The sequence below is a fragment of the Methylomonas sp. BG-2 genome, assembly GCF_057766305.1.
The window spans coordinates 1-7002 of the sequence record NZ_JBYMAP010000202.1; the positions used below are offsets into that span (position 1 = coordinate 1).

Below are 7002 nucleotides of genomic sequence, written 5' to 3' on the forward strand. Positions count from 1 at the left end.
CCAAGTCCAGCCACAGACCGTCGTGTAGATAGGCCTGAAATTGCGCGGCGATAAAGCGGCTTTTCGAAAACAACTGCGCGGCCCGCTTGCGGATGAAGGGCAAATCCCTGGCCGCCGCCGGGTCCATGAACACCAGCGCCTCGGCACACCAACAGCCGTTTTTGGTGGCGCCGAACGATACGATGTCCACGCCCCGCCGCCAAGTCATCTCGGCCGGCGTCAGGTCCAACGCGACCAAGGCATTGGCGAAGCGGGCGCCGTCCATGTGCAGCGGCAAACCGTGCGCTTGCGCCACCTCGGCGATCGCGGCGATTTCGTCCGGCCGGTAGACGGTGCCGATTTCGCTGGCCTGGGTGATCGAGACCGCCATCGGCTGGCCGGCGTGGATGAAGTCGGCCGGAAAGCGGCGAATTTCGGCGGCCAGCTTGACCGGATCGATTTTGCCCAGGTTGCCGTCAACCGGCGCCAGTCGGGCGCCGTGGGTAAAAAACTCCGGCGCGCCGCACTCGTCTTCCAGCATGTGGGCTTCGCGATGGCAAAAGGTCACGCCGCCGGGCCGGTTGATCGCCGCCAGCGCCAGCGAGTTGGCGGCGGTGCCGGTGCCGACGAAGTACACCGCCACGTCCCGCTCGAAGAGTTCGTTAAAGCGCCGTTCGATGGCTTGGTCCAGCTCGCTGGCGCCGTAGGGTGCGGCAAAGCCGGCCGACGCGGCCAGCAATTGTTGGGCGATGGCGGGGTGAGCGCCGGCCCAGTTGTCGGAAGCAAAGTTCATCGCAAGTCCTGAATGCACATGTCGCGCTACCTTAACCCAGATCGCGGCTTTGTATAATGACGATTTTTCCTGTCCGGACCAGCATGCCACCCGACATCGCCGCCCTGATTTGCCAAGCCACCGGCGCCGCCCAGGCCGAGCCGCAACAAGTCGTGCAACGGCTGTGGAGCGGCTACGGCCGGATCGTCCGCTACCGCTTGCACGGCACCGACCGCGCCGGCGTCATCGTCAAACAGGTCAAGCCGCCGAGCGTCGGGTACGGCGACTTCTCGCACCGGCGCAAATTACGCTCCTATCAAGTGGAAACCGTTTGGTATCGAGACTGGAGTTCGCGTTGCGATAGCAACTGCCGGGTGCCGGCGAGTCTGGCGTCGGCCACGTTTGGCGACGAAGTGGTGCTGATTCTGGAAGACCTGGATGCCGCCGGTTTCGGCCGGCGCCGCGCCCGGATTTCGGAAGGCGATTTAAGCGCGTGTTTGAGTTGGCTGGCGCATTTTCACGCGACTTTTCTGGGCGCGAAACCGGAGGGCCTGTGGCCGACCGGCACTTATTGGCACCTGGCGACCCGTCCCGACGAATTACAAGCCTTGAACGACCCGCCGCTGCGGCAAGCCGCCGCCGCGATCGACCGGACCCTGAGCGCCAGCCCGTTTCAAACCCTGGTCCACGGCGACGCCAAGCTGGACAACTTTTGCTTCGCGCGGCGCGGCGATCAAGTCGCGGCGGTGGATTTTCAATACGTCGGCGGCGGGCCGGGCGTCAAGGATGTGGCCTACTTCATCGACAGTTGTTTGCCGTTGCCGGAGTGCGAACGGCGCGAGGCCGAATTGTTGGCGGTTTATTTCGCCGAACTGCGCCGGGCCCTGCGCATCAAGCATCCGGAAATCGACGCCGATGCGTTGGAAAGCGACTGGCGAGCCTTGTACCCGCTGGCCTGGACCGACTTTCACCGTTTTTTAAAAGGCTGGAGTCCCGGTCACTGGCCGTCCGACAGCTACAGCGAACGGTTGGCGCGCCAGGTGATCGCCCGATTGGCGGAGGCAACATGCGATTAAGCGACCTGGATTTGCACCTGCTCGGCCAATGCGCAATCTCGGCCGCCTATCAGGCCGGCCAACTGATCGCTCGTCACGCCGCGCGCGACGTGACGGTCAACACCAAGGCCGGCGGCGCCAGCTTGGCCGCGCAAGTGGTGACCGAAGTCGATCATCTGAGTCAGGACGCGATTCTGCGCGTGCTGCTGCCGACTTGCGCGCATTACGACTTGGCCTTGCTGTCCGAGGAAAGTCCGGACGACCGGGCCCGGCTCGCCAAGGATTATTTCTGGTGCATAGACCCGCTGGACGGCACCTTGCCGTTCATCGAAGGCGTGCCGGGCTATTCGGTATCGATCGCGCTGGTGGCTCGCGACGGCACGCCGCTGATCGGCGTGGTCTACGATCCGCTGAGCCAAACTTTGTATAGCGCGGTGGCCGGCCAGGGCGTTTGGCGTAACCAACAGCGTTTGCCGACGGTACCAAGCAGCGATGTGCTGACCTTCGTCACCGATAAAAGCTTCGCCGACGACCCGCGGTACTCCGCGACCTTGCCCGAGCTGGCGGGTATCGCCGCCGAGCTGGGGTACGCCGGGGCCGAATTCATCTTGCAAGGCGGGGCGGCGCTGAACGCCTGCCTGGCGCTGCAAACCCCGGCTTGCTACTTCAAATACCCCAAACCGCAAACCGGCGGCGGCAGCATTTGGGACTACGCCGCCACCGCCTGCCTGTTCCGCGAAGCCTGCGCGCCGTTCAGCGACATGCACGGCCAGCCGCTGGCCTTGAACCCGGAAGGCTCGACTTATCTAAACCATTGCGGCGTGTTGTATTGCAGCGATGACGGGATAGCGGAGCGGATGCCGGCGCTGTATCGGGGACTGGCGGCGTGTATGCCGGAATGAAAGCCGGGCGAGGACTTCATTTAGGTTACTAAATTACTTGCGCCAATCACTGATCCTAACACGGTATCCCTACTGCTCTTCCGATGATCAGTCGGGGATTCCGGTTCTTTTGGGTTTCAAAATCAAGATATAAGGACCGGGATTTTTCATCGCCCAACCGCTCTTTTTAGGTTCATCCGAATAACCGCCATCGCCGGCGAGTTACCCCACATCCCTTGCAGCGGATACGCCCTTGGCCCGGCGATGGACAAATTCGTCGAACGCTATGGCGCACCTGTGCCGCAGAGCCGACTACGCCGCATCGCCACACCGTCGCCAACCGGTCTTCGACCGCGAAACCCTGAAACGAGCCCGACCGCTACAGTCAGGCTGCGATAGCCTATCGGCCGGGGAATGCGCTGGCGGTCCCTGAGCGGAGCCGAAGGGACGGCTCCTGCTTCAATGAGGCCCCGGCGGAAGGCCGGGGAACGCCCAGCGGTCCCTGAGCGGAGCCGAAGGGACGACTCTCTTCAATGAGGCTCCGGCGCGACGCCGGGGAATGCAGCGCGGGCTGGAGGCCTTGATTGGCGCGGCCTGCGCGGGCCGTTTGCGAGGGCTGAGCCAAAGGGCTGGTCAAATCTAGCCGAAAAGGCCGTCATCCGCCAATCTAAATATTTAAGTTCCTGATTGTTAAAGAGCGCCGGGCTTGCGAGACCTGCCCGGCTTTTGCGCGGCACCGCAGCGCTCGCGCCGGCTCGGCGGAAATCCGAGCGTGGCGTCACACGATCACCGGTTGCCGTTCCACCACCTCGAAATCCTTGCCCAAACTGACCACCGACGGCTTGACGGTTTCCGCCGGGCCGACGTTGACGATCAAGATGTGGTCTTCGTTATGGTGAATGATGCCGTCCAACAGCGCAATCAATTCGGCGTGGCGCTTACGGCTGAGCCGGCATTGGAACACCGACAGTTGCAGCCATTCGCCATAGCCTTTCATCAACCGGAATACCCGGCGCCAACGCTTGGGGTCGCGGATGTCGTAGGTAATGATGTAAAGATGTTCGTAAGCGGCCATCAGCGCGTCGTGAAATTGGGATATTCCGGCAGTTCGCCGAGTAAATAGCGGCCGAACAAGCGGGCCTGGATTTCGAACAGGCGCCGGTAATCGACTTTATAGCCGAACAGCGGATGGGTAATCTCCTGACTCATACGGCGTTCGAAGGCGGCAATGAAGCGCTTGCGGCCGCCGTCATTTAAGTTGACGCTGCCGGCGGCGCTAATGAAATCGGTGGGCCGCACCTCACCGTTGTTGATGACTTGCAGTACGGTGGAATCTGCGATGATGGGCCGGAACGGTTCCATCAAATCCAATGCCAGCGCCGGCCGGCCGTAGCGCGGCTGGTGGTAAAAACCGCGATACGGGTCCAAACCGACCGCACTCAAATTCATGGTCCAAGTGCGGGTCAGCATGGCATAGGCAAACGACAGCAAGGCGTTGACCGGATCGGTGGGCGGGCGGCGGTTGCGGGTGTTGAAGTCAAAACTCATTTGCTTGCTGTCGTCCGGTTTTTTGATCAATTGGTCGAAAGCGGCGAAATACTGGGCCGCCGCCCCGCCTTCGATACCCAGCAATTGCGGCAAGTCGGTGGCGCGCAAGGCTTTGTCGGCCAGGTTTTTCAAGGCCTCCAGCAAGGGTTCTACCGGCGCGTCGGAGCGCCAATTGCGCCGCGCTAAAGTGCGGCTGTTCTGGATTTTGGCGCGCACCAGATTGCGGGCAATCGCCAGACAGGTTTTGTCGTCGAAACTGGCTTTGTACTGGGCGGTGCGCAACTCGACGTTCTTGTGGCCGGTGCCGACGGTGTGGCCGACAAACCAGCCGCCGTAACTGTGCCAACTGACCGGAATCTCGCGCTTCATCAAGTCTTGCAAACAAGGCGTGGTGATGTAGACGTTGCCCATCACTACGACTTGCGAAACATCCACCAGCCGCGCGGTCTGGACTTTCTCGTCGTCGATGCTGATCTCCAGCTCCTCGCCCTTTTTGCCGATCTTGGCTTTGTAGGCCTGCACGTAAACCGGCAGGGCTTCGTCGCGCATCACTGCCAGCGGCCGGGGTTCCAAGTCGACGTGGCGCAGATAATTGACTTCGTCCGGCAGACAGATGCCGACCAGCGAGCAACCCGAACATTTGGGGCTGTCCAACAACGGTTCCGGAATATGGCCGCCGGCGGCGATCAAGCGCAAGCCGCTGATGGCGTTGGCGGTGAGTTGCTTCAGCTCTTCGTCGAACACCACCCGCACCCGCTCGCGGCTTTGCACGAAGTACAAGGCGCCTTCTTCGCAGACGTAGCGGTGTTCGCGCAACACCATGCCTTGCACGCAAAGTTGCACCCGCTCCGGGTCGTAAGCGCCGCGCGCCACGTGCGGGCGCTTGCCGCGCTTGTAATCGATAGGCGTGACCACGCCGTCCTCGGCTTCGATCAAGTCCAGTTTGGCGATCAGGCCTAAGCGGTTGGACGACAAGGTAATCCAGCGGCCGTGCAGCTTCTCGGTATCGCCCAGTTCGTCGGCTTCCGGGAAATTTTTGGACGGCTTGTCCACCCGGCGATGGGCATGATCGCCTTCCACGGTGTCGGCCGACGCAGCCCATTCGCCCTGTACCCATTCCAGATAAGCCAGACGCGGGCAGTACTGATATTCGTTGATCATCCGCGCCGGTAATAAGGGCATATCGCCGGACAGCTCCGGGAAGGGCAGCGGTAGTTCCAGTTGGACGGGCGGGCGTTCGTTGTCTGTCATTTTGTAATACAATTTGTCATCATCTGTGTATTACCTGGAGTCCGCCATGCCTGCCATCAGCCTGCGTTTACCCGACGACGTGGAAGCCAATCTCAAAGCCGAAGCCCAACTGGAAGGCAAAAGCCAATCGGAAATCGCCCGCTTGGCGATTACCGAATACCTGGCCCGCCGCGAGCGCGAACGATTTATGGCGGAAATGGTGGCGGCAGCACGCGCCTTGGCCAACGATCCGCAAGCCAGGGCGGAAGCGCTGCAAATTGCCGCGGATTTCGACGCGGCGGACGATGGCCTGGACCGTTTGATTGCCGAAGAGCGCGCCGCCGGTATCGACCCCGACGAAAAATGGTGGGAATGATGAGGCGCGGCGAAGTTTGGACTGCCAATCTGAATCCCGACAAGGGCGCCGAAATCGGCAAGATCAGGCCGGTGCTGGTGTTGCAGGACAACGCGATGATTACCGGCGGCCTGCCCACGATTGTGGTGGTGCCGTTGACCAGCCAGTTTCGGCCAAGCTTGGCGCCGCTGCGGATACCGATTGCACCGCAAGGCCGGCTGAAAGCCGACAGTTACGTCATGGTCGAACAACTTCGAGCCATCGACCGCTCCCGCTTCGGCGAAGGCCCACTCGCCACCGTCACCGCCGAGGAACTGGCGGCGGTGGAGAAGAGTTTGCGGGGGGTGATGGGGTTGTGGTGAGCTTTTATCCATCTGCATCTACTGGCGTAAACAAGCCCAAACCAAAATTGCAGCCAAAGCCCAATGCCACCGGGCCGGTAAGTGGTTTGGCGAACGTCAGTTGCCAGAACGAGCCTCGGGTATCCGGCTGCACTAGGCCTCTTTTGCTTCTAAAGCGGTGAAAGTCGATCGGGCGTAGTTCGCGGCTGTGCGGCTTAATGGTCGGTATGGGCAGAATTTCTATCGGTTCCGGTAATTTGCGCTCCCGACATTCCCGCCGAATCTGTGCCGGTACGTCAAAGTCTTTTTTGCAATGCCACGGGTGCAGATACGGCGTTTGCGACTGCCAAACGCTGGCGGTCTGGACGATAGGCGAGGCGCTATCGAAGTCGTTGCGCTGGCCGATATGCTCCAACATCAAGCGCCATTCCTGGCCGTCAAAGCCTTTGACCGTTTTTAACGCACCTAAAACCCGGCGAATGTCGTCGTCGATGCCGGCCGGGACGTGAATCAGTACATGATCGAGCAATCCGTCCGAATTGGCTTGCGGCAAGTAAACTTCGCCCACAACGATACCGCCAAAATTATATGGATGAGGCTGGATAAATTTAAAGGGAGTTAACCTCGAAACCTGCCGTTCAAATTTCAAAATTTTTAGCAATTGACAGACAACATCGGCCAATTTGAGACATTCGCTGTTTGCCAAGATAGTCTTTTGATCGACAAGTTTTTACTCTATAGCTGACAAACAAATTCAAAGCACGAATTACGTTAAGTCAAGTCATTCAGCACCCATCAACCTCAGAACTGTCAGTGTTTTTGTACTCAGCACGAAACGCAT

The 7002-nt window shown here is 60.4% G+C and carries 8 protein-coding genes; 4 read left to right on the forward strand and 4 right to left on the reverse strand.

Annotation, left to right across the window (positions count from 1 at the left end):
* Positions 1 to 772 (reverse strand): threonine aldolase family protein (locus tag AC3B8H_RS16380; protein ID WP_488442619.1); only part of this gene is annotated, 772 nt, incomplete at its 3' end.
* Positions 773 to 855: 83 nt separating this feature from the next.
* On the opposite strand from AC3B8H_RS16380, the gene AC3B8H_RS16385 reads away from it, so the two are divergent.
* Positions 856 to 1827, forward strand: a complete 972-nt coding sequence (locus AC3B8H_RS16385) for a phosphotransferase (RefSeq protein ID WP_488442620.1) — start codon at positions 856 to 858, stop codon at positions 1825 to 1827.
* Complete coding sequence (locus tag AC3B8H_RS16390; RefSeq protein WP_488442621.1) at positions 1818 to 2708, forward strand: 3'(2'),5'-bisphosphate nucleotidase CysQ family protein; 891 nt, start codon at positions 1818 to 1820, stop codon at positions 2706 to 2708. Before AC3B8H_RS16385 ends, AC3B8H_RS16390 begins: the two co-directional genes overlap by 10 nt.
* Positions 2709 to 3465: 757 nt before the next feature.
* On the opposite strand, the gene cas2 is transcribed toward AC3B8H_RS16390, so the two are convergent.
* Together cas2 and cas4g/cas1g are read right to left on the reverse strand one after the other, a co-directional pair.
* Positions 3466 to 3762, reverse strand: coding sequence for a CRISPR-associated endonuclease Cas2 (cas2, locus tag AC3B8H_RS16395; protein ID WP_488442622.1), 297 nt, complete (start codon positions 3760 to 3762; stop codon positions 3466 to 3468).
* Entirely contained in the window at positions 3762 to 5486 is a 1725-nt protein-coding gene (cas4g/cas1g, locus tag AC3B8H_RS16400; RefSeq protein ID WP_488442623.1) for a CRISPR-associated endonuclease Cas4g/Cas1g, read from the reverse strand. The genes cas2 and cas4g/cas1g overlap by 1 nt, the downstream gene beginning before the upstream one ends.
* 46 nt (positions 5487 to 5532) lie before the next feature.
* On the opposite strand from cas4g/cas1g, the gene AC3B8H_RS16405 reads away from it, so the two are divergent.
* Both AC3B8H_RS16405 and AC3B8H_RS16410 read left to right on the forward strand, forming a co-directional pair.
* Positions 5533 to 5841, forward strand: a complete 309-nt coding sequence (locus AC3B8H_RS16405; protein WP_488442624.1) for a ribbon-helix-helix protein, CopG family — start codon at positions 5533 to 5535, stop codon at positions 5839 to 5841.
* The gene (locus tag AC3B8H_RS16410) at positions 5838 to 6182 is read left to right on the forward strand and encodes a type II toxin-antitoxin system PemK/MazF family toxin (RefSeq protein ID WP_488442625.1); all 345 of its coding nucleotides are present in this window, start codon (positions 5838 to 5840) and stop codon (positions 6180 to 6182) included. The genes AC3B8H_RS16405 and AC3B8H_RS16410 overlap by 4 nt, the downstream gene beginning before the upstream one ends.
* A gap of 4 nt (positions 6183 to 6186) precedes the next feature.
* Here the strand turns inward: AC3B8H_RS16410 and csb2 are convergent, their stop codons facing one another.
* Positions 6187 to 6729, reverse strand: coding sequence for a type I-G CRISPR-associated protein Csb2 (gene csb2 / locus AC3B8H_RS16415; protein WP_488442626.1), 543 nt, complete (start codon positions 6727 to 6729; stop codon positions 6187 to 6189).
* Between the last annotated feature and the right edge of the window lie 273 nt (positions 6730 to 7002).